Origin of the sequence: Mesorhizobium sp. WSM3626 (genome assembly GCF_000513935.1) — a bacterium.
Taxonomy (GTDB): Bacteria; Pseudomonadota; Alphaproteobacteria; order Rhizobiales; family Rhizobiaceae; genus Mesorhizobium; species Mesorhizobium salmacidum.
The window spans coordinates 46,888-67,759 of the sequence record NZ_AZUY01000001.1; the positions used below are offsets into that span (position 1 = coordinate 46,888).

The following is a 20,872-nucleotide window of genomic DNA, read 5'->3' on the forward strand; positions in this document are numbered from 1 at the left end:
CTTTTCACCCATCTCGTATTCGGCGGCCCGAGGAGTCCACATGAGTTCATTGCCTGAAGCCGTGCCGTTTTTCAGTCAGTGGGAGACGCCCGACATGACGCTGGCGGTGCTCGCCGACGGCGCCGAAGCCGCGTTGCGGCGGGATCCGCTGTGGCAGGGATCGGGTGCCGCCACGCTCGACGAATACGCGGTCTGGGCAGCCAATGTCTGCGGCATGGCTTGCCTCAAGATGATCCTGGCGACGCGCGGCCAGATCGTGCCGACGATCGAGCTGGCAAGACGGTGCACCGGATATGGCGGCTATGTCGTCAATGAAGGCTCGATCAAGGGCCTGATCTATGCGCCCTTCGTCACTTTCGTGAAGCAGGAATTCGGCCTCGAGGCCGAGGTGATGACCGATGTCGCGGCAGCGGACGTCCCGGGGATCCTCGCCCGGTCGCGCTTCTTCATCGCTTCGGTCAGCAGTTCGATCCGCTGGCCGGAGCGCGAGCCGCCGTCGAAGGGCGGTCATCTGGTGCTGGTCACGGCGGCATCGGACAATGGTTTTCGCTTCCACAACCCATCCGGCCATACCAGCGCCACACAGGCGGACGCAGTGTTGGCGCCCATCGATTTCGATCGTTTCTTCGCCAATCGCGGCATTGCCGTCAGCATTTGATTTTTGACAGTTGAGGGATTTCGATGACCGGAAAGATCAGGGTTGCCATCCTCTATGGCGGTCGCTCGGCCGAGCACGAGGTGTCGCGGCTGTCGGCGGCCAATGTGCTGAAGGCGATCGACCGGACGCGCTACGAGGTGGTGCCGATCGGCATTTCCAGGGACGGCAGATGGCTGCTGCAGCCGGCGTCCGAGGCCTTCGGCGAAGGGGCAGGGGCTCCAGTGTCGGAGGACGGCGTGGAAGTCGCCCTGCTGCCCGGCGGCAAGGGCCGGCTGATCTCGGCGTCGCACAAGGAAACGGACCTGCCGCCGGTCGATGTCGTCTTTCCCGTGCTGCACGGTCCGTTCGGCGAGGACGGCTCGGTGCAGGGCTATGCCGAGGTTGCCGATGTCGCCTATGTCGGCTGCGGCATCCTCGCTTCGGCCGCCGCCATGGACAAGGACGTCGCCAAGCGGCTGCTGCGTGAGGCCGGCCTTGCCGTCGCCCGCTCGGTCACCGTGCTTAGAGGCGATGTCGGTTCATTCCAGGAAATCGCCGGGGCGCTCGGGCTGCCTTTCTTCGCCAAGCCGGCGCGCCAGGGCTCGTCCTTCGGAGTGAGCAAGGTAAACGACAGGGATGGCTTCGAAGCAGCCATCGAAACCAGTTTCCGCTATGACGGCAAGGCGTTGATCGAGGAGTTCGTCGAAGGCCGCGAGATCGAGTGCTCGGTGTTGCAACGGGCAGACGGCTCGCTCACGGTGTCGCTGCCAGGCGAGATCATCCCGGCCGGCAAGCATGGCTTCTACACTTACGAGGCCAAATATCTCGACGCCGACGGCGCAGTGGTCAAAGTGCCCGCCGATATTCCCGCCGCGGTCGCCGACAGAGCGCGGGACATGGCGGCGCAAGCCTTCAAGGCGCTCGGCTGCGAGGCCATGGCGCGCGTCGACTTCTTCCTGCGCGCCGACGGCTCCCTGCTGGTCAACGAGGTCAACACGCTGCCCGGCTTCACCGACATCTCGATGTACGCCAAGGCGCTGGCGGCGATCGGCATCGGCTACAGCGAGGTCATCAACGCGCTGATCGAGCACGCGCTGGCAAGGCATAAAGTGCGCACAGTCTGAAGTCTTCGCCGATCGAGATACAAGCCAGGCTGATCCCGTTTGCGCTCCGAGCGCCTACCGATCGACCATCGCCATGCCGCGCTCGGTGTAGCGCGGGCCTGAGATTTTTCCCGGCGCCAGGGCATCGTCGAGCGCGGCCATTTCGGCGGCGTCGAGTTTCAATGATGCGGCGGCGACGTTTTCCTCCAAATATCTGATCCGCTTGGTGCCGGGGATGGGCACGATGTCGACGCCAAAGCCGTTGCCCTTCTCCAGCAGCCAGGCCAGCGCGATCTGGCCGGGCTTGACGCCCCGGGCTGTGGCGATGTCGCGCACCTTGGCCGCCGCGTCGACATTGGCGTCGTAGTTTTCGCCCTGGTAGCGCGGGTCGTTGCGGCGGTAATCGCCCTCGGCGTAGTCCTCCGCGCGCTTGACCTCGCCGGTGAGAAAACCGCGGCCGAGTGGCGAGAACGGCACCAGGCCAATGCCGAGTTGCCCGAGCAGCGGGATGATCTCCGGCTCCAGATTACGCTCCCAGAGCGAATATTCGCTCTGCAACGCCGACACCGGGTGAACGGCATGCGCCCGGCGGATGTTGGCGGCACCTGCCTCCGACAGGCCGAAGAACCGCACCTTGCCTTGTGCGACCAGCTCGCCGACAGCGCCCGCGACATCCTCCAGCGGCACCGCCGGGTCGACGCGGTGCTGGTAGAGCAGGTCGATATGATTGGTGGCGAGACGGCCAAGCGAGGCTTCCACGACCTCGCGGATATGCCCGGGCCGGCTATCGACTCCCACCTGTTTACCGTTTTCGATGCGGAAGCCGAACTTGGTGGCGATGGTCACCTTGTCGCGCTTGCCCTTCAACGCCCGGCCGAGCAGGGCCTCGTTGGTGTACGGGCCATAGACCTCGGCGGTGTCGAGGAACGTGCAGCCGAGTTCGATGGCGCGGTGCAGCGTGGCGACGGATTCGGCCTCGTCAGCCGGGCCGTAGGACTGGCTCATGCCCATACAGCCGAGACCAATGGCCGAGACTTGCAGCCCCTGGCTGCCGAGCTTGCGTGTGTCGAGGGTCATGGGTGGAGCTCCGGGAGGGAAGGAAGGAGGTGGCCGGGATTATATAAGGCGCTCGCTCAATTCCCACAGGGTGTTCGGCGCGGTCTCGACGAATAGTATTGGGCATGACGCTGTACGCGGCGGCTTCGCCATCGAACTACGGGCTGTCGCGCGTCACGCTGAAGCGAATGTGCGAAAGGACATCTAGGCCCAGGGCTTCGACGATAGTCGGGCTTCATTCCGACTTGGGTGTGGTTGCCCAGCGGACCGCTCCGCCCAAGTCTGGCGGTAAGCGCACTGTGCTCACATATTTGAAGCGACGTCACGGGAGGAGGGCGGCTTTGGCTTGTGTTCCGGTCGCGTTCTCGCGGTCTGGTGGGCAACGCGGGAAACGGGTTTGACAGGATTTCCGGCGACTGGTTTTTGTGTCTTGCGGCGTTGAAGCCAGTTGGAAGACAGTTCGGCAAGCAGACTGCGCAGGGCCTTCACAACATCCTCCTGTATCGGGCGATCAAGTAATTTCCGAAGGCCGGACTCGTTCCATGGCCCATGGATCTGTCGCCGTCTCGGGCTTTGGCTATTGCATCGAGCCTGGTCGATGAAGATCGTGATGGACTGTCGCACTCTCATCGCCGTTCTCGACGAGACCGGGTGGGGGCGAAGCCAATCCGTCGCCAAAAGTGTCGAATTCGATCGCCGCGCCAAGCAGTTGAGCAGCCTGCATGACCAGATGTTCAATGTCCTCGAGGGCGACATTCTCGGCCAGGTTCCTGAGCCTGATCCTTTCCGCCACTGCCGTCAGTTCGATGATGCCAACGGTCCTGAACGCTGCGCGGACAGTCGAATAGACGTCTTCACGCAGCCGTGTGGAATAGTCGTATCGCATCGAAACCTCCCAAAGCGAGTTGGTTTCCTCAAGGCGGCAGGATGCGCCCGATACCCGGGCCTGACAAGTTAAAATTGAAAAATCCGCAAATAAAATCAGCTAGTTAGCAGAGTTACGCGAACGGGCAATCTGCGTTCGATGCTCATCATAGGTACAAAGCTACATTCCCGCATTCGCGGCGCTTGACGCAAGATGAGCGAATTCCTAATTGTAAGTGGAATGAGACAGTTACTAACTGTGCGACAAATCTTGTGCGGGGAGGTGGATATGGTTGAACTGGAACGCCCGGAACGATTGCAGGTGATGTTGACCCAGGATGAGCTGGCAGCGCTGGAAAACTGGCGTTTCGACAAGCGCATGCCCAGCCGTTCGGCTGCGGTGCGTGAATTGCTGCGCCGTGGCCTTGCCTCAGACGGGTTCCTGACGGCCGAGATGGGGGCCAAGTCGCAGGAGTTTGGCGTGCTCAGGCCCAATGGCGATGGCAAGACGCCGCCGGAACAGGCGGAGTGAAATACGTTAAGGCCTATCCATCCTCGCGCCGGCGATTGCCTTGATCCGTTTGCGCCTTATCTGATCGGGAGAAGATGCAATTGCGGGTGGCGATGAACGACGTCGACGGCAGCGACAGACAGGGGGCGACCGCCGATGCCCGGCTCGCGGCAATTGTCGATTCCTCGTTCGATGCCATCATCAGCAAGGACCTGAACAGCATCATCCAAAGCTGGAACCAGGCGGCGGAACGCATGTTCGGCTATACCGCCGAGGAGGCGATCGGCCAATCCATCCTCATGCTCATCCCCGATCACCTCAAGAACGAGGAGATCGAGATCATCAGCAAGATTCGCAGCGGCGACCGGGTGGCGAGCTTTGAGACGACGCGCAAGCGCAAGGATGGCGTGCCGATTTCCGTCTCGCTGACGATCTCGCCGATCAAGAACAGCAATGGCGAGATCATCGGCGCCTCGCAGATCGCCCGCGATATCTCCGCCGCCAAGGAGAGCGAGCGCCGCATCAGGCTGCTGATGCGGGAGGTCAACCATCGAGTCAAGAACCAGTTCGCGGTCATCCTGTCGATGGTCAGGGAGACCAGCAAGCGCTCGACCGATCCAGGCGAGTTCGAGGAGTTGATCCGCGCCCGCATCATGGCGCTGTCGCGGTCGCACGATCTGCTCGTCACCTCGGAATGGGCGGGGGCGAGCCTGTTCGACCTGATCCAGGAACATCTCAAGCCCTTCGGCCTCGAGGAGCAGATATTGCTCTCCGGCCCGGTCCTGACGCTGCAGTCGAACGCGGTACAGAACCTCGGCATGGCCTTCCACGAACTGGGTACGAACTCGTCCAAATATGGCGCGCTGGGCAGCGAAGGCGGCCGGGTGGAGATCACCTGGACAATCGACTCCGGCGCGCAAAACCCTGGCTCCATGGGCGAGCGTGAATTCCAGTTGACCTGGGAGGAGACGTCGACGCCGCATCCCGGCGACCGGCGGGACCAGACCGCGCGCAAGGGGTTCGGCACCGTCGTGCTGCAGCGGGTGGCGCCGCAATCGCTGGGCGGTTCCGCCATTCTGGAGCGGTCGCCCGGCTATTTCAAATGGCGGCTGAGCGCGCCCTTGGCATCCATCGTCGTGGCGCCGATCGGTAGCGAGGCTGACGGCGATTCGCCGGGTTCCGGCATCTAGGGCGATCCGCCGGTCTGGAACGCCGCCCAAAATCCGTGGCCCAAAATCCGTGCTCGACCTACTCGACCAGGATATGGGCCTCGCGCGCGGCTTCGACAAAAGCCTCCCTGGCGACATCGGGCGGCACGTCGCCGCTCGTTGCGCGGCGGCAGGCGCGCAGCGCGGACTGATGTTTCAGACTGCCGGCATCGCGCCAATGTGTCGTCAGCAACTCGATGGCCTGTTGTGTGTTGGACAGGTTTCGGGTGGCTCCGGCAACGCCGACCGAAACCACGACGGGCTTGGAGAACCACGCGGTTTGCATTGGAACCTTGACCCTGTTGCAGGCATGGAACGTGTTTGGCCGCGCGAGGTTTCGTTGCCGCCGATCACTGTAGCGTGAACTCTCCGGCATCTCCCGGCGAAACAATGCCTAGAGGATGTTGGTCGTCACCTCGACGACAATCGCGGCGCCTTCCAGTCCGCCGTTGGGAACATGCACGACGCGCGAGACCCTGAGGTCCTGTGGGCTGCCGTCGACCGACAGGGAAACGCTCTCGCCGATGCGCGGCACGGCCTGGAAAGTGACGTTGGTGGCGTCAGGCCGGTTGTCGATGGATATGCGGCAGTTGACGGTCATGGGAATGTCTCCTGTGTCTGGCCATGCCGGTCGTTAACGCCGGGTCCCTCAAATGGTTTCAGGAGGGCCGGAACAAACCCGAGAGCCCGCCGATGCCTGCCGGCCAACTGGCGACGTTGGTCGCGGCCCGGCGGCTTCGGCATCCGGACTTGTCGTTGCTGGCGGGCTTCTAAAGCGCGTCGCGTCGAAACGGATTCATGCGACGCGCTTTAGGTCCTTATTTTGATGCATGTCGTTCCCCCAAACCGAGGTCACTTTTGGGCGACATGCATTAGTTGCTGGCTCTCGGAACGAAATAGTTGGTGGTGACCGCATCGCTGCCGGTTCCCCGCGTGACTTGAACCGCGGCATAGCCTTCCGGAGGAATCGAGCCAGTCGCCGTCTGGTCGACCTGCTTGCATCGGCCGACCATTTCGCCGTTCGGCCACGGTGCCAGTCTGGCTTCAAGTGCCGCTTCGCATTCCTCCATCGATGAATAGACGACCGGGCGCGTCTCCGTGGGCCGACAGAGCGATGCGCTGCATGAAAGCATCACCATCACCGCCACGGTTCCCGGATCCATGGAATTCTCCTGTTGGCCGACAATGAACGCGCAACAGGCCGCGAGGTTTCATGCGGGCCCAGCGCGCCGCGACGGCTGGAGTCAAGCACGAGGTCTGATAGCGCCCTCACGTTTTACAAAGGCCCAGCGCCTCGGTCTCCGGGCCTTTGGATAGGGGAAATGTTGGGCACGTTAAAGGCCGAACGAGGGTAACGCCCAAGCGTTTTCGTACCCAAGGTGCGGCTTGGCATTCGTTGCGTCAGTCTGGGTTGCTGTGGCGGTTCCCGTTGCAATGCAGTCCAATTTTGCCGCCACTGGCGCCTTGATCGACAGACAAGCACATGCCTTGGCAGCAGTGACTGTCGCCTTTTTTCCATGCGCCGCAGCGACACTCGACCCGGCGAGGACAAGCGCCAGGCAAATGAAGGCGATCTTCATGAGGATCTCCTATTTTAGTGTTGGCTAATTTAAAGTTAACGTAACGTTAACTGGCCGTCAATCGCGAGCGAGGTCCTGGGGCTGAAGCCACCTTCCTCCTGCCGGAAGGATCATGGCCGGTTCTTTACCTGTCCCGGATTGAGTCCGAATCGATGGGAGAGGATCGGGAGCGGCATGACCTTCGGCGCCGCACGCTCGCGCGCTCCGGCACGCGGTGATCAGCACCTCTATAACGATGGCTTTTTCCCAAGCCCTTCACTCCCCGAAGCAGAGGATGCTTCCGTTGCGGGAGAGAGTCCAGACAAGCATTAGTAAGTGCTAAAGAGCTCCTGGAAGACGTGCCTTGGCTGAATTATGATTTGGCCATGAGCTTTTTAACAACTTCAGTAACGGTTGATTCAACCATTACTGGTATTTATTCCAGAGTGTGGTGGCGGCTCCGACAAAAGCGGGCGGGGCTAGTTGCCGAAGCCGCCTGCGCAGTCCGGTGGGATCTGACCGCGCTGTCTCAGAATAGGACAGCGCGGTCAACGATCCGTTAATCGGGCGTCAACCGCCACTTGTCAGCTTTCCCACCCATGGTGATGATCGCCCCGCCCTTGGATCGGCCTTTGGCCGTGGATAGCTCGGGCGGGCTCCGGTAGAGCTTGAGCACAGCGTGCTAAACTCGGGAGCCGCGTGGAACATTGTTGCGTACGGTATCCGGCGAGCAGCGCATAGCTTGCAGAAGCTTTAGCCCTCGATCTCAATCTTGAATGCTCGCACGCCGGCGTGGCAAAGCGCATGCCGGCTCGGCATCCAAGAAGGAGAGTTGCCTGGGAGGACGCCGAGCCTAACCGACGAGATTAGCGGGGGGCCGCGTCGTCTCGCCGGCTAAGGGTTTATGCGCTCTTTAAGGCAACTCGCACAAAGCATCCGAACGAACTAAGGGGTCAGCCGATCGGTGGTGCATCACTGACCGCTGTTCTGGCGCTGCTGGTTCCTTAGAGGGTGCTTCCTGTAATAGATGCGAAGCATCCGAATGAACGAGACGTCCTTGCGCTTCGCAAGGCGTAGGACCGCCGGGCGGGGGGAACCGCTCTCCGGCGGGGGTCTGCCAGCCCCTGTTAATAGTTCTTCATCGCTCGGTGCGGCATGGCGGCTTCCTCAAACTCGTCGCCACATGCGACGAAGCCCAGCTTTTCGTAAAGCGCGGTCTTGTCGGCCTGGGACGTGAGGTAGAAGCGGTTCTCGCCACGTGACCGCGCTATCCGCATCCCCGCCTGCATCATCCGCAAGGCGATGCCATTGCCCCTTGCATGGCGTAGCACGGCGACGCGGCCGAACTTGGCATGTTCGGTCAGAAAGACAATCCGCAGCGTGCCGACGACATCGCCTCCGTCGATGGCGACGACGTGAGTGGCCCCCGCGTCATAGGCGTCCCGTTCCACCGTCTCGGGCACGTTCTGCTCGACAATGAACACTTTGCGCCGGACCTCCAGCGCGAGGGCCCCTAGGTCAGAGGCAATGGAAACGGGTAGAATTGTTAGATTGGCCATAACGTTCGCAGATGTTTAGTTGATGAATATTCGATGAAATCGGCTTTGTAGCGCCTAGACTGTTGAAATTGCTGGTTCCCGCTCATGGGCTCGAACCACGATTCACGCCTTCAAAGGGCGCTGTCCTACCATTAGACGAAGCGGGAAAGCTGGACCTTATGGCGCCCAGGCAGCTTGCGGTCAATTCGGGAAATTGTTGACCGGCTCTTCGCAGCGATAGACCGGGCAGTCGCCATCGCGGGACGGGACATAGGCCGACATCGGCACTTCAGGCCAGTCGCACTCATTGCCGAACTGCCTGACATAGCGGTCATAGGTGTTGCGGCCGGTGGTCAGCACCACGGCGCGATGGCTCTGGATCATGGCCCGGATCTCGCCGCAGCCCATGGAGCGGCTGTCGGGGCGGGCATCGGCCAGACCGGTCGTCGCGAGCACGGCGCCGATGGCCGTCAACAGGGTCAGAGCACGAGCGGACATGACGGTTCTCTTTGGTTTGACAAAATTGCACAGGCGGCCGGTCCGGATTCGCACTGGAACGGCCGCTTGCATTGTCGCACACAACCCCTTTCGTGTCCGTTGGTTCCGCGACCGGTCGTACGGCGCGCGCATTAGGGCGCGGCGCCGGCGGGTGCGCAACCAAATCAGGCGTTGCGCATTGCTGGGCATGGACGGCAGGAAGCCCTACGAAACACCGCAATGGCGGCCCGGAAACGAGGGCCCTCCGGCGATGTGCTGTTCCTTCTGCGGCGGCCGCGACCATGGTTTCGAGGAGTGTCCGCGCATGCCCGATCCTCTCCGGCCCGATGAGCCCGAAGGCGAGTCTACATCGGAAGAATCAGCCGGCCGATCCGAGGCGCCCTTGGCGGGTGGCTAACCGGCGCCAGCCGCGCCGAAGAAATCGATCAGCGCGCCAGCCGTTTGCCCGGGCGCTTCCTCGGGGAAGAAATGTCCGCCTGACACCGCGCGGCCCCGCACGTCATCGGCCCAGTTCCGCCATAGCGCCAGCGGTCCGCCTTCGCCGGCATACCATTCGGCGAGCGCGCCTTGCCCGCTCCACAAGGCCAGCACCGGACAGGCGATGCGCCGGCCGGCGGCTTTGTCCGCCCGGTCGTGGTCGCGGTCGAGCGTTGCCGCCGCCCGGTATTCCTCGCAGATCGCGTGGATGTGGGCGGGGTCGCGCAAGGCATCGACATAGGCCTGGCGGATGCCGGCGGGAAAGACATCGGGCGGCGAACCCCAGCCGCCCAGCGCATTGTCGACGATGGCGTCGGCGGCGCCCGCCAGGATCTTTTCCGGCAAGGGCTCGGGCTGCGCCAGCAAGGACCACGGCCAGTAGCCGAGGGCCAGCCGGGCATCGGCCCTGTCCCAGGCGTCGGCCGTGGGCACGATGTCGAGCACGGCGAGTTTTTCGATGCGGTCGGGATGGTCGAGCGCCAGACGGTAGGCGACACGCCCGCCGCGGTCATGGCCCGCGACCATGAAGGAGGTAAAACCGAGTTTGGCCATCATCGCCACCATGTCCGATGCCATGGCCCGCTTGGCATAGGGCGCATGATCGGCGGCCGACGGCGGGCAGGCGCTGCGGCCATAGCCGCGCAGGTCGGCGCATATGACGGTGAAACGCTCGGCAAGCACCGGCGCAATATCGCGCCACATCTGATGGGTTTGCGGAAAGCCGTGCAGCAAAAGCACCGCCGGTCCGGCGCCGGCGCGGCGCACGAAAATGCCGGCGTCCCCGGTGTCGACGTCCATGGCTTGGAACTGCTCGAACATAGCTGGCCTCCGGCACAGGCAACGACTGGAGAACGGGGTTGGTTGCAGCGCCTTTCGCGCGACAAGTGGCCCCGGGTAAAGCCGGGCGCCACGCTGATCATGCTGGTGCTTCCGCACCAGCTCGAACCCAAGGCCGGCCTTGGGAAGAGGGCGACAAGAACGCCGCTCCGGCTCCAACGGGCCGGTTCCGCGAATAAGCGTCCTTTCCAACCCTTGGGGCCAACCCTGGGGGCCAACCTTGGGGGCCAACCCTTGGGGCCAACCTTTTGGGCCGACGGGCGTTGTCTCCATGAAGGGAAGGCCGCCGCGGGCGGCCATTCAACGAAGGAGGCCGAGATGAAACCTCTCGCCATTGCGTCATGCGCCGCGATGCTGGCCCTGGCGGTGCCGGCAACGGCACAGGCGGCGCAACAGATACCGAACCAGCAGACCGACAAATGCCGGGCACAAATGGATCAGGGCGGCAAGCAGCAGCCCGGCGGCGGCGACCTCAGCGAAAAGCTCAACGATTGCGGCGGCGTGCTGAAGCCGCCGCCCACCGGCGACCAGGGCATGGCCGCGCCGGCGCCCGACGAAGGCAATACCCCGATAATCAAGCCGGGCGAAGTGCCGCCCCAGCCGCCGAAGCAGTAGAGCTAGAGCAATTCCAGGAAAAGTGTGAGCGGTTTTCCGTCCGGAATTGCGTCAAAACAAAGAGATAGAGCGGTTCGCCGTCTCCGTGAAACGGTGAACCGCTCTGGTCAGACGACATCGTCAGCGAGGCAGCGGAACCTCGCGGATCAGGAACAATGATCGAACCTGGTTCCACAAGAAGCAGGCGAGTTCGCCTGCTTTTTGGATTTGCTTGACTTACCTGACCAGAAGGCCGGCGTGATCGCACAGCGCGGTGAAGGCCTCCTGCGCCTGTCCCACGCCTTCATTGTTCTGCAGCGCCGACTCGATCTTTTCGCGCGCGGCTTGATAGAAAGGGCCGCGCTTCGCTTGTGGCCAGTCGATCAGGATCTCACTGGCGTCCTGGAGCGTGGCCACCTCACGGATCGTGTCCGCCCCATGCGGCTTGACCCGCAGCGGTGTCGACAGCATCAAATCCGGCATTTTTATTTCCCGCTATTGGAGGATGCGCGCTTCGCGCGCGGCGTCGATCATCGCCCGCATCGCCTTTTCCGGCGCCGCCCAGCCATCCAGGGCATCGCGGCAGCTGCGCATTGCCGCCCGGTAGCGCCGGCCTTGGCCGGCCGGCCAGTCACCAAGGCACTCCAGCCCCTCCCAGGCGCTGCGCACCACGCGCTCCTGCTCAGGGGCCAATTTGAGGCGGATCGGTCGGGGAAACATCTTGTCGTTCAACGGCCGTCTCCATGAATGGTGCAAATCGGCAAACCGGCTGAAGCCGACATGCACCGAGGAAGCGGCGGATAACGTGGCCGACAAAGGAGGGTTCCGGGCCCCGACGATCAATTTTCAATCTTGCTTTCAGTCGCGCGCAACGGCATCCGACAAGGGTCTCGGCGCGGGCAGATCCGCGCCCTGCGCCCGCGGCCGGTCATGCTCGAACTGCTCGGCGCCAGGCAAGGCATGCAGCCAGGTTTCGCGCCGGCCGGTCCACAATTCATATTGCGGTGCCAGGTCCGTCGGCACGACGTCGAGGCTGCCGAGCATCACCTCGGCCTCGTTGTCGTCGACCCAGGCGACGCGGCTGCCGCAGGTCGGGCAAAAGCTGCGCGTGCCGTAGCTGGCCACTTGGCCCGATGTCTCGAAAGCATCGCGCGGCCAGATGGCAAAGGCCGAATAGACCGAACCGCCCGCCTTGCGGCAGTCCTTGCAGTGGCAAAGGCCGACCCGCGAGGGCTGGCCGGTGACGACGAACTGAACGCCGCCGCACAGGCAGCTGCCGGTCCTGCTTGATATCTCGGACATGGTCGCGGCCCCTCCCTTTTTCGCCAGTCTGGCTTCGTCAGTTTGGCATACCGCGGGCCGGGCGGGACAGATGCTCGTCTGCCATTTCGTTGGCCAGGATGAGAAACCGGGAAAAAGACATCCTGTTCACCATACCGCCGGGCCCGGTTGACGCGGCCCGCAGCATCCTCCAACGCGACGCCGGCGAAATGGTTGCCGCCTCGCGGCCGCCTTCTTCTATCCGCGCGCGGCCATGTGGTTGTCGAGCTTCTTGCGCGAGGGGCCGTAGCGCTTGATGATGGTCTGCGCCTCGCTCTGCGGAATGCCATATTTGCGCGCGAAGGCGGCGACCTCGTAAGTCTCTTCGCTCGAGACCAGCTTGCGGTCCTGTTTGGTCTTCGATTTGTCGTCGGGCATGGCGGGCCTCACTTTCTGTAAGCCGCATGGTCGCGCGGACGCCTGGATGTCGCGGTCAGACATAACACGGATCGGCCATGCTGGTTCCATGGCGGATGGCGGATGACCGCCGGGCACTTACCGCCGGCCCCGCTTCAGGCCGATGGAAGGCCGGGGCCGGCGCCACGGCTGTCGGGCGCCCCGCATTCGGCGCAGGGCGCGCTGGCGCCGGGGCAGCCGCGGGAATGCGTGCCGGCGGGACAGCAAAGACCGTTTGAACTCGCCCAACGCGGGCACTGGAAAACCTGTCCGGTGCCGGCGCAGCCATCGCACTCCAGGACCGGCGACCGGACCAGATAGGACTTCGTCCCCAACCTGAGGTTTGCGCCCAAAACTCGACCCACCCAAAATTACTGCACGGAACACGCCGCGCATTAGCCTCAGCTAATAATATCATGTTGCTGGTTACGGACAAGTTCCAGGATCGTTAATCGTTCGTGAACGCCTGGCGCGTGTTACGGCGACCGGCAATCGGCGCCTTGGGCCTGCTTGCTTCCCCTTCGAGGGGTGCCGTACACACCATCAGCCGTCAAACCGAAGTCGGAGAGAAAAATCGCTGGCCGATGTCGGAACCGCGCGCGGCGGCGCGTCCTTGGGGCTGATGAAACCGGAGGAATACAACCATGCCGTCGCAAATCACACAATCGCCGTGGCAGACCGCGGCCCTTCTCGTCGCCCGCCTGATCTTCGCGGCCGTCTTCCTGATGGCGGTGACCTTCAAGTTCATGGGCATGGAGGCCACGGCGGGCTATATCGCGGCCGCCGGTTTCCCGTTCCCGCTCTTCCTCGCATGGTGTGCGGCGATCCTGGAGGTTGCGCTGGTGCTGTGTTTCCTCAGCGGTGCCTTCTTCACCCAGGCCGCGCTGGTCGCCGCCGCCTATGTGCTGTTCCTGGCCTTGGCCTTCCACGGACCCAGCCACTGGGCCGGCAACCAGGCCGAATTCGGCTTCTTCGTCGACCATTTTTCGTTCCTGGCCGGACTGCTTTTCGCGGCGGTCCATGGACCGGGAAGAATCCTGACGCTGAACCTGGGATGGCCGGGCAGGGCTTAAGTAGCCCGCCCGGGGCAGGGCCTAGCGGCCCGCCCGAGGCAGGGCTTAAGAGCCCGCCCGGGGCAGGGCGTAAGAGTCCGCCAGGCGAAGCGCGAGGAGGACCTTACATCTGGTCGTTATAAGGCTCCTTCATCTGGCCGACCATGCGGGCCAGCTTCGAAAAGGACGGCATGTCCGCCTCCGGCTGGCACTGGTTGGCAAGTTCCAGCAGCCGGATCGGGAAGTTGACGGCGTCGCGGCTCGACGCCGACATGCCTCCGGACCGCTCCTCGCCGGTTTCCAAGGCCTCGGCCTTGCGCAGCGCGATGTCGATCTCCTCCGATGTGAGCACCCCCTTTTTGACCAGGACGTGGTTGATCGAGGCGACGGCCATCAGCAGGCCTTCGAGTTGCAGATTGGCGACGTTCATGGCGATTGCTCCAGTGGCTGGGTTCCAAACGCGCGAGCGGCATTTCCGATCCGGCGTGGGGAAGCGCCGTGGCCTTTTGGTGACATGCGTCTACTCCTCCGTCAGGCGCTCGCCATATTCGCGCCACAGCGCCTTGACCTCCAGGCTGCCGAGGCGCGGGATCGAGGGGTCGCCGCAATCTATGGCAACGGTGCCGATGTCGTAGTTGGGGTAAGCCCCGGCGACGAAGCGGATCGCTTCGCCAAGCGAATGCACCCGGATGATCGGATCCGCCTGGCCCCGGCCAGTGCTGCGCACACCGGAAACCGTGGCCGGAGCGTGCCGCATCCTGAAGACGGATGCCATGGCTGGTCTGTCCATCGTCCTCTCCACAAGGCCGTGCGACGGGAAACATTCCATGAGCTGCCGCTGATGATTTCACAGGAGCCGGCTGATGAAAAGCGGGATGAATGTCTGGGCTGGCGTCATGCTCTCTTGGTAAAATGTGAATTTTTTCCTAGAAGCCGTTGACGGGCTGAGGGCAGCCATGCTACATATTTGTTCATGGTGCTGATTTGCGCCAACGACCCGCCGCCAAGGCGGGTTTTGTGTTTCTGCCGCCATGCCTAGGGACGCTAGTGCGGTTGCAAATTTGAATGCCGGCGGGACAGCGCCCCCCTCTGGCCTGCCGGCCATCTCCCCCTCTTGGGGGGAGATCAGATACAATCGCGACCTTCGCCAATCGCCTGCGCTCCAAGACTCGGCGAGGCGTCCAACCTGCCAATCTCCCCCCAAGAGGGGGAGATGTCCGGCAGGACAGAGGGGGGCGCCGTAGAGCGCTACCTCCGCGAGATGCGAGAAATCCCATGACACGTTACGCCACCATCATCACCGGCGACGACGGCCTTGAGGTCGTCAGCGCCATCGGCCAATTCGAGGGCGCGGCGCCTCGGGCGCGCCTCGGCCGTGTCGAGGCGGTTGCGCCCGGCGTGCTGATCGGCATGGTGCGGGAGGCGGCGGGCGGTTTCTATTTTCCGCAAGCAGGCATCGACAGCCGCGCTGTCGGTCTTGTCATGGCCAGGCTCAAGGCGCGAGCCAATGCTGCAAAACCAGCAAGCGCGGCAAAACCAGCCAGCTCGGCAAGGCAGAAGGGTGCCAAGCGGGCCAGGAAGAAATCCGCCCGCTCGAAAAAGCCGGCCAGGCGGGCCAAGCAGGCGCTGCCGGAGCCTGCCGCCGGTGATGCCAAGGCGCAGACCCATGACTGACGAAACCGGGCCATCGCGCGCCAAGGCAAGGCCGGCGAGGCGTAAATCCTCCAACCCGGCGGCCGCGAAAACGCCCCACCCGAAGCGGGCGAAAAAGACACTGGGCGACGATTTTCTCGCCGCCGTGCGGGCCGATTTCCGGGCGCATGGCGCCGGTGTCCTCGCCGAGGTGCGCACCGACAAGCCGGACCAATATCTGAAGATCGTGCTTTCGGTACTGCCCAAGGACATCGATGTCGCCATCAACCAACTGGACACGCAGAGCGATGAGGAGATCCGCAACCGCATCCGCGCCCTCGAAGCCATCCTCCGGCCGTTCCTCGACGCCGATCCCGGCGCCGCTGATGCCGGCGAGCGCGGAATATCTGGCGCTGCTGGCGGAGCTTGACCGCCGGCAGCGCGCAAACCAGCTCGCCGCCTACAAGCCGTATAAACGCCAGGCTGAATTTCACGCGGCTGGCGCGATCAACCGCGAGCGGCTGTTCATGGCCGGCAACCAGCTCGGCAAGACGAGGGCAGGCGGCGCCGAATGGGCGATGCACCTGACCGGGCGCTATCCCGCGTGGTGGAAAGGCAAGGTTTTCGAGACGCCGGTGCGGCTGTGGGCCGCCGGCGTCACCGGCGAGGGCACGCGCGACAACCCGCAGCGCGTGCTGGTCGGCCCGCCGCAGCAGCAGGCGGCATGGGGCACCGGCATGATCCCGGCCGATGCGATCGCCGACACCATCATGGGGCGCGGCGCGCCGGGCGCGCTCGACAGCGTCGTGGTGCGCCATGGCGGCGGCGGCGATGTGCAGGCCGGCGAGAGCGTGCTGTCGTTCAAGAGTTTCGAAAAGGGCCGCGAGAAATGGCAGGGCGAGACGCTGCACGGCGTCTGGTTCGACGAGGAACCGCCGCTCGACATCTATTCCGAAGGCCTGACCCGCACCAACGCCACCGGCGGCATCACCATCGTCACCTTCACGCCGCTGCTCGGGATGAGCGATGTGGTGTTGCTTTTCCTGTCGGCGGGGGAGGTGGAGCGGATGGGTAAGGGGTGAGGCCGTCTTTTTCCTTCTCCCCCTGTGGGAGAAGGTGGATCGGCGCGAAGCGCCGAGACGGTTGAGGGGTGATGGCGGGAACACCGGCCTCGCCAAGCTGGAACACCCCTCATCCGACCTCGCTTCGCGAGGCCACCGCCCTGGGCGAGTCACTGGCCCCGCCCGCCCTTCGGGCCCACAAGGGGAGAAGGTAAGTGATGTCGCACCAAGCCCGAAAACCCGGTTCAACCAACGCGGTGCGACACTGGGCTGGTAGAATGATTCAGGGGAAAAAAAATGACCCGTCACGTCACCTTCATGACCATCGACGATGCGGCTCACTACAGCGCCGAGCAGCGCGCGGCGATCGTCGCCGCCTATCCCGAGCATGAGCGCGAGGCCCGTGCCCGCGGTATTCCGGTGCTGGGTTCGGGCCGCATCTTCTCGGTCGCCGAGGCGCTGATCGCCTGCGAGCCGTTTCGCCTGCCGCGCTACTGGCCGCGTCTCGGCGCGCTCGATTTCGGCTGGGACCATCCTTCGGCCGCGGTCGAGCTCGCCTGGGATACGGAAGCCGATGTCGTCTACGTCACCAGCGCGAACCCGTGCGTTTGGCGACCACGGTCAACATTGCCCTCCATGGGCTGCAAACCATCGATGGCGTGGCCACCGCCGTGGGCGACCGCGTGCTGGTGAAGAACCAGGCCACGGCTTCCGAGAATGGCATCTACACCGCCAGCGATGGCCAGTGGTACCGCGCGGCGGACGCCCGTAGCGCACGCACCCTGCAGAAGGGCACGACCGCCTTTGTCCAGGACGGAGCCTCGAACGGAGAGATTACGTTTCGGTTCAACACGATGGACCCGGTCATCGGCACCGACGCAATCGACATCACAGGGGACGGCGATGCCCTTCTCAGGGCGGACCTTCTCGACGAAGACGATATGGCGTCCGACAGCGATTCGAAGGTCCCGACGCAGCAAAGCGTCAAGACCTACGTCGATGGAAAAGTGTCGCCGCGATACACTACCGAGTTCGGCTTTGTGGACGACGGTATCACCAACAATGATGCCGCGTGGAACCTTGCCGTAGCAAGTTTAACGCAGGGCCAGATACTCGTCACCGTCAAGCAGCATGCCACGCACAATTACAAGTTCTTCGCTGTCGGGGATTTTACGGCCCTGGCGATTGACGCTACCAGCGGCCCGACTTTCACCGGCGATTTCGTCTACAACTACGGTACGACGAACATTAAAGCCGGCAATCTGAAACTGCTCAACACCGGAGCAACTTCGTGGAAGCGTGGTTTCGACATAGTGCCGAAGCCTGACAACAGGCGGCCCAAGGAAACCTTCCTTCACGCGCAGAATTTCGACCCAGCGGCGGTCGTGCCGATTGACCTTTCCAACGCAAGTCTTGAACGCATAGCATGGCCGGCCGGCGACACCTGGGCAGTCGGGCCAGCCGGGGCAATGCAGACGGCGACACAGGCATCCTTCGACCTTGGCACTATCGCCACCGCCTTCTGGTACGGGGCTTTTGTGCCGGCCAAGTCGGGAGGTGAGTACAAGGCTTGCTGGCACGGCAACGGCACCACTCGCGGCATCATGGTCCGCACTGAAGCCGGATATCGTATCGCCTACGGCACGACCCTTGCCGAGGCCGTGACTTACACGACACGCACCTATGGTGTCGGTTCCTCCTCTGCTTCCCTTCCGTCCGTAATGAACAACGACAACCAGGACGGCTATCGACTACCCAATGCCACGCTTGGGGTGCGCATTATCAGTCCCACGAAGTTTTGCTTTACGCTCAATGGGATAGACATCACAACACAGCAAACAACCGCTAGCCCAATCGTTGATGTGGGGATGGTAGTCTTTCAAAACCCCGGCGAGACTGGGAGCGTCGTTACCGACAATTGGGTGCGGGTGGATAATGGACCGGCTCCGGTGCCGAACGGCCAACGTATTCTCATCTTCGGCGATAGCATCACGGATGGCGTCAATCCCGGCTGGCCCGAGTGGCTTGCTTGGTTCCTGCAGGGCTCCTGCGGTCTGCAAGTCGATTACGTCAACAACATCGCAGTGGCGGGGCAGACGGCAGAACAGCAAGACACCATTATGGCTGGCATGAGCTTGTCCGGATACACATTGGCGATTGGTATGGTAGGCACGAACAACATTCAGGGACAAACGGCCAGCTTCCCGACCGTCATGCAGAGCATCATAAACCGTCTGGCGAATGCCTTTATCCCACTGGTGGTTGCGGTGCCGCCGCTGTTCTACAACAGGGCCGATGCAGTTCGGAATGGCGCGGTCGGCCAAAACTCCGTTAATGGCGGGTTCGGCTCGTATTATCGAAACGTCATCATGAAGACCATCGCGGATAAGGCAGCTCAAGGCTATCTGGTCGGGATGGTCGAAGCCGCGCAAGCCATGACGCCAGCTCTTGCCTATCATCTCGCCTGGAACGCTACCGGGATGATGCAGACTGGGGCCGTATTCGACAATATCCATCCAGACATGCAGAATCGTATCGCCTTCGCCTTCGCCCTGGCGCGCAAAGCGATGGCCCTTCTCGCTCCGCCCTATGACAAGAGCTTGCCGTTTACCGCCATTCCAGCCAGCTGGTACAGGAACAGCTGGCAGGCTCTTACCACGCCAGTTTTTTGGCTGGATGCCACAGGCAGGAAGCATCTGGACGGGATCATCAACACGGCCGCCGGCCCAACTGCGGATGGCACCCAAGTGTTGCAGTTGCCAAAATACATGTGGCCGCAGCGGGCACAATGGCAACCGGTGATCACACAGAAGGCCAATGTGCAAAGCTGGCTGGATGTTACCACGGCAGGGGTGGCTACTGCTTACGGGGTCGATGCGACAAACAAATTCATCCGGCTTGGCGACGTGAACTGGGATTGATGCAGAGTCAGGAGCGGCCAACATGGTTGCCGCACGCGGCCGTCGCTGGTATCGCTCTGCCGCGGGGAGAAGGCAGGATCGGTGCTCTATAAGAACATTCAAGGCCTACGAGCAGTCGCAGCATTGATGGTGGTGATAAGCCATATCTATTGGCCTATCCTGCCGATGCGCATTCATTGGACACAACAATTTGTGACTGCGGTCGGCCCCGGCGGCGTCGACCTGTTCTTTGTGATATCGGGCTTCGTGGTGTTCCTCGCCGCTCAAAGGCTTGGTGACAAGGCGGAGATCGTTGGCCGGGTGAGCGCGTTCCGCGAGTTCGCGATTAAGCGAGTATTTCGAATCTATCCTATTTATTGGGTGGTGTTTGCTATCGCAACGCTTCTCATGCCATGGGTAGAGTTCTCGCCGGCCTTCATCAAGGTGGCACCTACATGGCAGCAGGTGCTTCTGATCAACAGCCCCAACAGTCGCGTCCAAGCGGCGTGGACGCTGCAATACGAAATGTATTTCTACGCCATGTGCGCGCTCGGGATCCTGTTCTTTCCTCGCAGGATTGCTCTGATACTTGGTGCATGGTTCGCGATGGTTGCCGCTGCTTCGATGGCGTCGTGGTTCGGAGTCTCTACATCGTCTTCGTGGCTGAATATCCTCGCGTTGGAGTTTGGCCTTGGCATCGTGATTGTCCTTCTGGCCTCACGGAAGTATTCGGAATATGCAGTCGCAGCGATCGGAGTGGGATTGGCTGGTTACCTCTGGGGCGCGATATATTTCAATCTTAATGGGGGGTGGACCCTGCCGAGTTCGTGGCGCGTCGTCTGCTTCGGCCTTCCGAGTGCGCTGATCGTCTATGGTTTCGTCGCCCTCGAAATCAGGCAGATGTGGACGTTCTCGAAAGGATGGATCGCGCTAGGAGATGCTTCGTACTCGCTCTACCTATGGCATCAGGTGCTTTTCGCAACAATCGCTGCGTGGCTTGTTGCTGGCGATCTGATCAATAGAGTGCCAGCCCCAATCTACGGCGTTGCATTCGTCTGTGTGGCGGTGCTGGTCGGGTTTCTCAGCTTCAATCTAATTGAACAGCCTATCAACAAAAGCGCATGGCTTGCGCGTCTGGCCAAGGGATCGAGTGGAATTGTGGCGCGTGAGCCGTTGCCCGCCTAATTAGAAATGCCGACTGCCCTTTCGCTCTCAGGGCGCGCCGACCAGGTTTTTGAGGTGGTCAGCCTCATCCTTGGTCATTTTCCGGTATTGCCAGCGGTCACCCGACCAGCGGCTCATGATAGGGACGCCGGACACGTCCACCCCATCTTCGACCGTAACATACGCATCAGGGGTGTAATATTGCCACTGGCCGTCCTTGCTCAGCCCGAATGGGCCCCCTGACCAGACGAAGAAGACCACTGCGGCCAAGAAGACTGCAAAGCTTGCCGTGATCCGCTCTGATTGCCTGAGCGTGACCATCGAAGTGAAATAGCTCATCCGCATCCTTGCGCAATCAACCGCCAGCCCGAAACCAGTTCGTCCGCCCGCTGACAACCTGCGTCACCCGGACCATTCCCCTGAAGTCGGCTCCCGGCCAAGCGTTGCCGCCGCCTCATCAAAGGT

At 62.6% G+C, this 20,872-nt stretch carries 28 protein-coding genes and 1 tRNA gene; 12 read left to right on the forward strand and 17 right to left on the reverse strand.

Features of this window, described 5'->3' with window-relative positions:
• Positions 1–40 precede the first annotated feature (40 nt).
• A complete protein-coding gene (locus M653_RS0100250) occupies positions 41–658 on the forward strand; it encodes a C39 family peptidase (RefSeq protein ID WP_027141469.1) in 618 nt (205 codons plus the stop codon).
• Positions 659–681: 23 nt separating this feature from the next.
• The gene (locus M653_RS0100255) at positions 682–1,761 is read left to right on the forward strand and encodes a D-alanine--D-alanine ligase family protein (RefSeq protein ID WP_027141470.1); all 1,080 of its coding nucleotides are present in this window, start codon (positions 682–684) and stop codon (positions 1,759–1,761) included.
• Positions 1,762–1,815: 54 nt separating this feature from the next.
• On the opposite strand, the gene M653_RS0100260 is transcribed toward M653_RS0100255, so the two are convergent.
• Together M653_RS0100260 and M653_RS0100270 are read right to left on the reverse strand one after the other, a co-directional pair.
• Complete coding sequence (locus M653_RS0100260) at positions 1,816–2,817, reverse strand: aldo/keto reductase (RefSeq protein WP_027141471.1); 1,002 nt, start codon at positions 2,815–2,817, stop codon at positions 1,816–1,818.
• Positions 2,818–3,373: 556 nt separating this feature from the next.
• Entirely contained in the window at positions 3,374–3,682 is a 309-nt protein-coding gene (locus tag M653_RS0100270) for a hypothetical protein (RefSeq protein WP_027141472.1), read from the reverse strand.
• A 267-nt stretch (positions 3,683–3,949) separates the two neighbouring features.
• Between M653_RS0100270 and M653_RS0100275 the strand changes: the two genes are divergently transcribed.
• A complete protein-coding gene (locus M653_RS0100275) occupies positions 3,950–4,192 on the forward strand; it encodes a hypothetical protein (protein WP_027141473.1) in 243 nt (80 codons plus the stop codon).
• A gap of 74 nt (positions 4,193–4,266) precedes the next feature.
• Positions 4,267–5,361: a PAS domain S-box protein gene (locus M653_RS0100280; RefSeq protein WP_084636327.1), complete on the forward strand. Its 1,095-nt coding sequence runs from the start codon at positions 4,267–4,269 to the stop codon at positions 5,359–5,361.
• A 58-nt stretch (positions 5,362–5,419) separates the two neighbouring features.
• Here the strand turns inward: M653_RS0100280 and M653_RS0100285 are convergent, their stop codons facing one another.
• From M653_RS0100285 to M653_RS0100325, 8 genes are all read right to left on the reverse strand, one after another.
• On the reverse strand, positions 5,420–5,665 hold the full coding sequence (locus M653_RS0100285; RefSeq protein WP_027141475.1) for a DUF982 domain-containing protein: 246 nt from the start codon (positions 5,663–5,665) through the stop codon (positions 5,420–5,422).
• A gap of 108 nt (positions 5,666–5,773) precedes the next feature.
• Complete coding sequence (locus tag M653_RS0100290) at positions 5,774–5,980, reverse strand: hypothetical protein (protein ID WP_027141476.1); 207 nt, start codon at positions 5,978–5,980, stop codon at positions 5,774–5,776.
• A gap of 271 nt (positions 5,981–6,251) precedes the next feature.
• Positions 6,252–6,542: a hypothetical protein gene (locus M653_RS0100300; protein WP_027141477.1), complete on the reverse strand. Its 291-nt coding sequence runs from the start codon at positions 6,540–6,542 to the stop codon at positions 6,252–6,254.
• A gap of 171 nt (positions 6,543–6,713) precedes the next feature.
• The gene (locus M653_RS01000000131875) at positions 6,714–6,959 is read right to left on the reverse strand and encodes a hypothetical protein (protein WP_032934882.1); all 246 of its coding nucleotides are present in this window, start codon (positions 6,957–6,959) and stop codon (positions 6,714–6,716) included.
• A gap of 1,106 nt (positions 6,960–8,065) precedes the next feature.
• Positions 8,066–8,422, reverse strand: a complete 357-nt coding sequence (locus tag M653_RS0100310; protein ID WP_245262028.1) for a GNAT family N-acetyltransferase — start codon at positions 8,420–8,422, stop codon at positions 8,066–8,068.
• Between the two features lie 147 nt (positions 8,423–8,569).
• Positions 8,570–8,643: transfer RNA gene (locus tag M653_RS0100315), tRNA-Gln, on the reverse strand.
• 34 nt (positions 8,644–8,677) lie between these two features.
• Positions 8,678–8,974 (reverse strand): hypothetical protein, encoded by a 297-nt coding sequence (locus M653_RS0100320; RefSeq protein ID WP_027141480.1) that lies wholly within the window; start codon positions 8,972–8,974, stop codon positions 8,678–8,680.
• A gap of 393 nt (positions 8,975–9,367) precedes the next feature.
• Complete coding sequence (locus tag M653_RS0100325) at positions 9,368–10,270, reverse strand: alpha/beta hydrolase (RefSeq protein WP_027141481.1); 903 nt, start codon at positions 10,268–10,270, stop codon at positions 9,368–9,370.
• Positions 10,271–10,606: 336 nt separating this feature from the next.
• On the opposite strand from M653_RS0100325, the gene M653_RS0100330 reads away from it, so the two are divergent.
• Complete coding sequence (locus tag M653_RS0100330; protein ID WP_027141482.1) at positions 10,607–10,903, forward strand: hypothetical protein; 297 nt, start codon at positions 10,607–10,609, stop codon at positions 10,901–10,903.
• A 216-nt stretch (positions 10,904–11,119) separates the two neighbouring features.
• On the opposite strand, the gene M653_RS0100335 is transcribed toward M653_RS0100330, so the two are convergent.
• The 4 genes from M653_RS0100335 to M653_RS0100355 form a co-directional block, all read right to left on the reverse strand.
• Positions 11,120–11,365: a DUF982 domain-containing protein gene (locus M653_RS0100335; protein ID WP_027141483.1), complete on the reverse strand. Its 246-nt coding sequence runs from the start codon at positions 11,363–11,365 to the stop codon at positions 11,120–11,122.
• A gap of 12 nt (positions 11,366–11,377) precedes the next feature.
• On the reverse strand, positions 11,378–11,614 hold the full coding sequence (locus M653_RS0100340) for a DUF982 domain-containing protein (RefSeq protein ID WP_027141484.1): 237 nt from the start codon (positions 11,612–11,614) through the stop codon (positions 11,378–11,380).
• A gap of 126 nt (positions 11,615–11,740) precedes the next feature.
• Positions 11,741–12,184: a GFA family protein gene (locus tag M653_RS0100345; RefSeq protein WP_027141485.1), complete on the reverse strand. Its 444-nt coding sequence runs from the start codon at positions 12,182–12,184 to the stop codon at positions 11,741–11,743.
• A 216-nt stretch (positions 12,185–12,400) separates the two neighbouring features.
• On the reverse strand, positions 12,401–12,580 hold the full coding sequence (locus tag M653_RS0100355) for a DUF3606 domain-containing protein (RefSeq protein WP_015317039.1): 180 nt from the start codon (positions 12,578–12,580) through the stop codon (positions 12,401–12,403).
• Positions 12,581–13,242: 662 nt separating this feature from the next.
• On the opposite strand from M653_RS0100355, the gene M653_RS0100360 reads away from it, so the two are divergent.
• The gene (locus tag M653_RS0100360; RefSeq protein ID WP_027141486.1) at positions 13,243–13,671 is read left to right on the forward strand and encodes a DoxX family protein; all 429 of its coding nucleotides are present in this window, start codon (positions 13,243–13,245) and stop codon (positions 13,669–13,671) included.
• 103 nt (positions 13,672–13,774) lie between these two features.
• Here M653_RS0100360 and M653_RS0100365 read toward each other — a convergent pair whose 3' ends face one another.
• On the reverse strand, positions 13,775–14,080 hold the full coding sequence (locus tag M653_RS0100365; protein WP_027141487.1) for a hypothetical protein: 306 nt from the start codon (positions 14,078–14,080) through the stop codon (positions 13,775–13,777).
• A 90-nt stretch (positions 14,081–14,170) separates the two neighbouring features.
• Positions 14,171–14,440, reverse strand: coding sequence for a hypothetical protein (locus tag M653_RS0100370; protein WP_027141488.1), 270 nt, complete (start codon positions 14,438–14,440; stop codon positions 14,171–14,173).
• Positions 14,441–14,925: 485 nt separating this feature from the next.
• Here M653_RS0100370 and M653_RS0100375 point away from each other — a divergent pair, with 485 nt between their 5' ends.
• The 6 genes from M653_RS0100375 (at position 14,926) to M653_RS01000000131895 (ending at position 20,428) form a co-directional block, all read left to right on the forward strand.
• Positions 14,926–15,324 carry a hypothetical protein gene (locus tag M653_RS0100375; RefSeq protein ID WP_027141489.1) on the forward strand — a complete coding sequence of 133 codons (399 nt, stop codon included), beginning with the start codon at positions 14,926–14,928 and terminating at the stop codon, positions 15,322–15,324.
• A complete protein-coding gene (locus tag M653_RS1000000134880) occupies positions 15,317–15,712 on the forward strand; it encodes a hypothetical protein (RefSeq protein WP_245262029.1) in 396 nt (131 codons plus the stop codon). The genes M653_RS0100375 and M653_RS1000000134880 overlap by 8 nt, the downstream gene beginning before the upstream one ends.
• Positions 15,669–16,364: a terminase family protein gene (locus M653_RS0100385; RefSeq protein WP_245262030.1), complete on the forward strand. Its 696-nt coding sequence runs from the start codon at positions 15,669–15,671 to the stop codon at positions 16,362–16,364. Before M653_RS1000000134880 ends, M653_RS0100385 begins: the two co-directional genes overlap by 44 nt.
• Positions 16,365–16,640: 276 nt before the next feature.
• On the forward strand, positions 16,641–17,036 hold the full coding sequence (locus tag M653_RS01000000131885; RefSeq protein ID WP_245262031.1) for a terminase family protein: 396 nt from the start codon (positions 16,641–16,643) through the stop codon (positions 17,034–17,036).
• Positions 16,952–19,264 (forward strand): SGNH/GDSL hydrolase family protein, encoded by a 2,313-nt coding sequence (locus M653_RS0100395; protein WP_156938137.1) that lies wholly within the window; start codon positions 16,952–16,954, stop codon positions 19,262–19,264. Before M653_RS01000000131885 ends, M653_RS0100395 begins: the two co-directional genes overlap by 85 nt.
• 81 nt (positions 19,265–19,345) lie before the next feature.
• Entirely contained in the window at positions 19,346–20,428 is a 1,083-nt protein-coding gene (locus tag M653_RS01000000131895; RefSeq protein WP_051442583.1) for an acyltransferase, read from the forward strand.
• A 27-nt stretch (positions 20,429–20,455) separates the two neighbouring features.
• Here the strand turns inward: M653_RS01000000131895 and M653_RS0100405 are convergent, their stop codons facing one another.
• The gene (locus M653_RS0100405; protein WP_156938138.1) at positions 20,456–20,746 is read right to left on the reverse strand and encodes a hypothetical protein; all 291 of its coding nucleotides are present in this window, start codon (positions 20,744–20,746) and stop codon (positions 20,456–20,458) included.
• Positions 20,747–20,872: the final 126 nt, after the last annotated feature.

What these genes read in the sequence shown, in the direction of transcription:
- M653_RS0100290 (WP_027141476.1), bottom strand. Translation starts at nt 5,980, where the DNA reads ATGACCGTCAACTGCCGCATATCCATCGACAACCGGCCTGACGCCACC.
- M653_RS0100345 (WP_027141485.1), bottom strand. Translation starts at nt 12,184, where the DNA reads ATGTCCGAGATATCAAGCAGGACCGGCAGCTGCCTGTGCGGCGGCGTT.
- M653_RS01000000131875 (WP_032934882.1), bottom strand. Translation starts at nt 6,959, where the DNA reads ATGAAGATCGCCTTCATTTGCCTGGCGCTTGTCCTCGCCGGGTCGAGT.
- M653_RS0100360 (WP_027141486.1), top strand. Translation starts at nt 13,243, where the DNA reads ATGCCGTCGCAAATCACACAATCGCCGTGGCAGACCGCGGCCCTTCTC.
- M653_RS0100300 (WP_027141477.1), bottom strand. Translation starts at nt 6,542, where the DNA reads ATGGATCCGGGAACCGTGGCGGTGATGGTGATGCTTTCATGCAGCGCA.
- M653_RS0100270 (WP_027141472.1), bottom strand. Translation starts at nt 3,682, where the DNA reads ATGCGATACGACTATTCCACACGGCTGCGTGAAGACGTCTATTCGACT.
- M653_RS0100355 (WP_015317039.1), bottom strand. Translation starts at nt 12,580, where the DNA reads ATGCCCGACGACAAATCGAAGACCAAACAGGACCGCAAGCTGGTCTCG.
- M653_RS0100250 (WP_027141469.1), top strand. Translation starts at nt 41, where the DNA reads ATGAGTTCATTGCCTGAAGCCGTGCCGTTTTTCAGTCAGTGGGAGACG.
- M653_RS0100375 (WP_027141489.1), top strand. Translation starts at nt 14,926, where the DNA reads ATGACACGTTACGCCACCATCATCACCGGCGACGACGGCCTTGAGGTC.
- M653_RS0100365 (WP_027141487.1), bottom strand. Translation starts at nt 14,080, where the DNA reads ATGAACGTCGCCAATCTGCAACTCGAAGGCCTGCTGATGGCCGTCGCC.
- M653_RS1000000134880 (WP_245262029.1), top strand. Translation starts at nt 15,317, where the DNA reads ATGACTGACGAAACCGGGCCATCGCGCGCCAAGGCAAGGCCGGCGAGG.
- M653_RS0100260 (WP_027141471.1), bottom strand. Translation starts at nt 2,817, where the DNA reads ATGACCCTCGACACACGCAAGCTCGGCAGCCAGGGGCTGCAAGTCTCG.
- M653_RS0100330 (WP_027141482.1), top strand. Translation starts at nt 10,607, where the DNA reads ATGAAACCTCTCGCCATTGCGTCATGCGCCGCGATGCTGGCCCTGGCG.
- M653_RS0100405 (WP_156938138.1), bottom strand. Translation starts at nt 20,746, where the DNA reads ATGAGCTATTTCACTTCGATGGTCACGCTCAGGCAATCAGAGCGGATC.
- M653_RS0100385 (WP_245262030.1), top strand. Translation starts at nt 15,669, where the DNA reads ATGCCGGCGAGCGCGGAATATCTGGCGCTGCTGGCGGAGCTTGACCGC.
- M653_RS0100285 (WP_027141475.1), bottom strand. Translation starts at nt 5,665, where the DNA reads ATGCAAACCGCGTGGTTCTCCAAGCCCGTCGTGGTTTCGGTCGGCGTT.
- M653_RS0100335 (WP_027141483.1), bottom strand. Translation starts at nt 11,365, where the DNA reads ATGCCGGATTTGATGCTGTCGACACCGCTGCGGGTCAAGCCGCATGGG.
- M653_RS0100255 (WP_027141470.1), top strand. Translation starts at nt 682, where the DNA reads ATGACCGGAAAGATCAGGGTTGCCATCCTCTATGGCGGTCGCTCGGCC.
- M653_RS0100320 (WP_027141480.1), bottom strand. Translation starts at nt 8,974, where the DNA reads ATGTCCGCTCGTGCTCTGACCCTGTTGACGGCCATCGGCGCCGTGCTC.
- M653_RS01000000131885 (WP_245262031.1), top strand. Translation starts at nt 16,641, where the DNA reads ATGACCCGTCACGTCACCTTCATGACCATCGACGATGCGGCTCACTAC.
- M653_RS0100325 (WP_027141481.1), bottom strand. Translation starts at nt 10,270, where the DNA reads ATGTTCGAGCAGTTCCAAGCCATGGACGTCGACACCGGGGACGCCGGC.
- M653_RS0100275 (WP_027141473.1), top strand. Translation starts at nt 3,950, where the DNA reads ATGGTTGAACTGGAACGCCCGGAACGATTGCAGGTGATGTTGACCCAG.
- M653_RS0100370 (WP_027141488.1), bottom strand. Translation starts at nt 14,440, where the DNA reads ATGGACAGACCAGCCATGGCATCCGTCTTCAGGATGCGGCACGCTCCG.
- M653_RS0100280 (WP_084636327.1), top strand. Translation starts at nt 4,267, where the DNA reads ATGCAATTGCGGGTGGCGATGAACGACGTCGACGGCAGCGACAGACAG.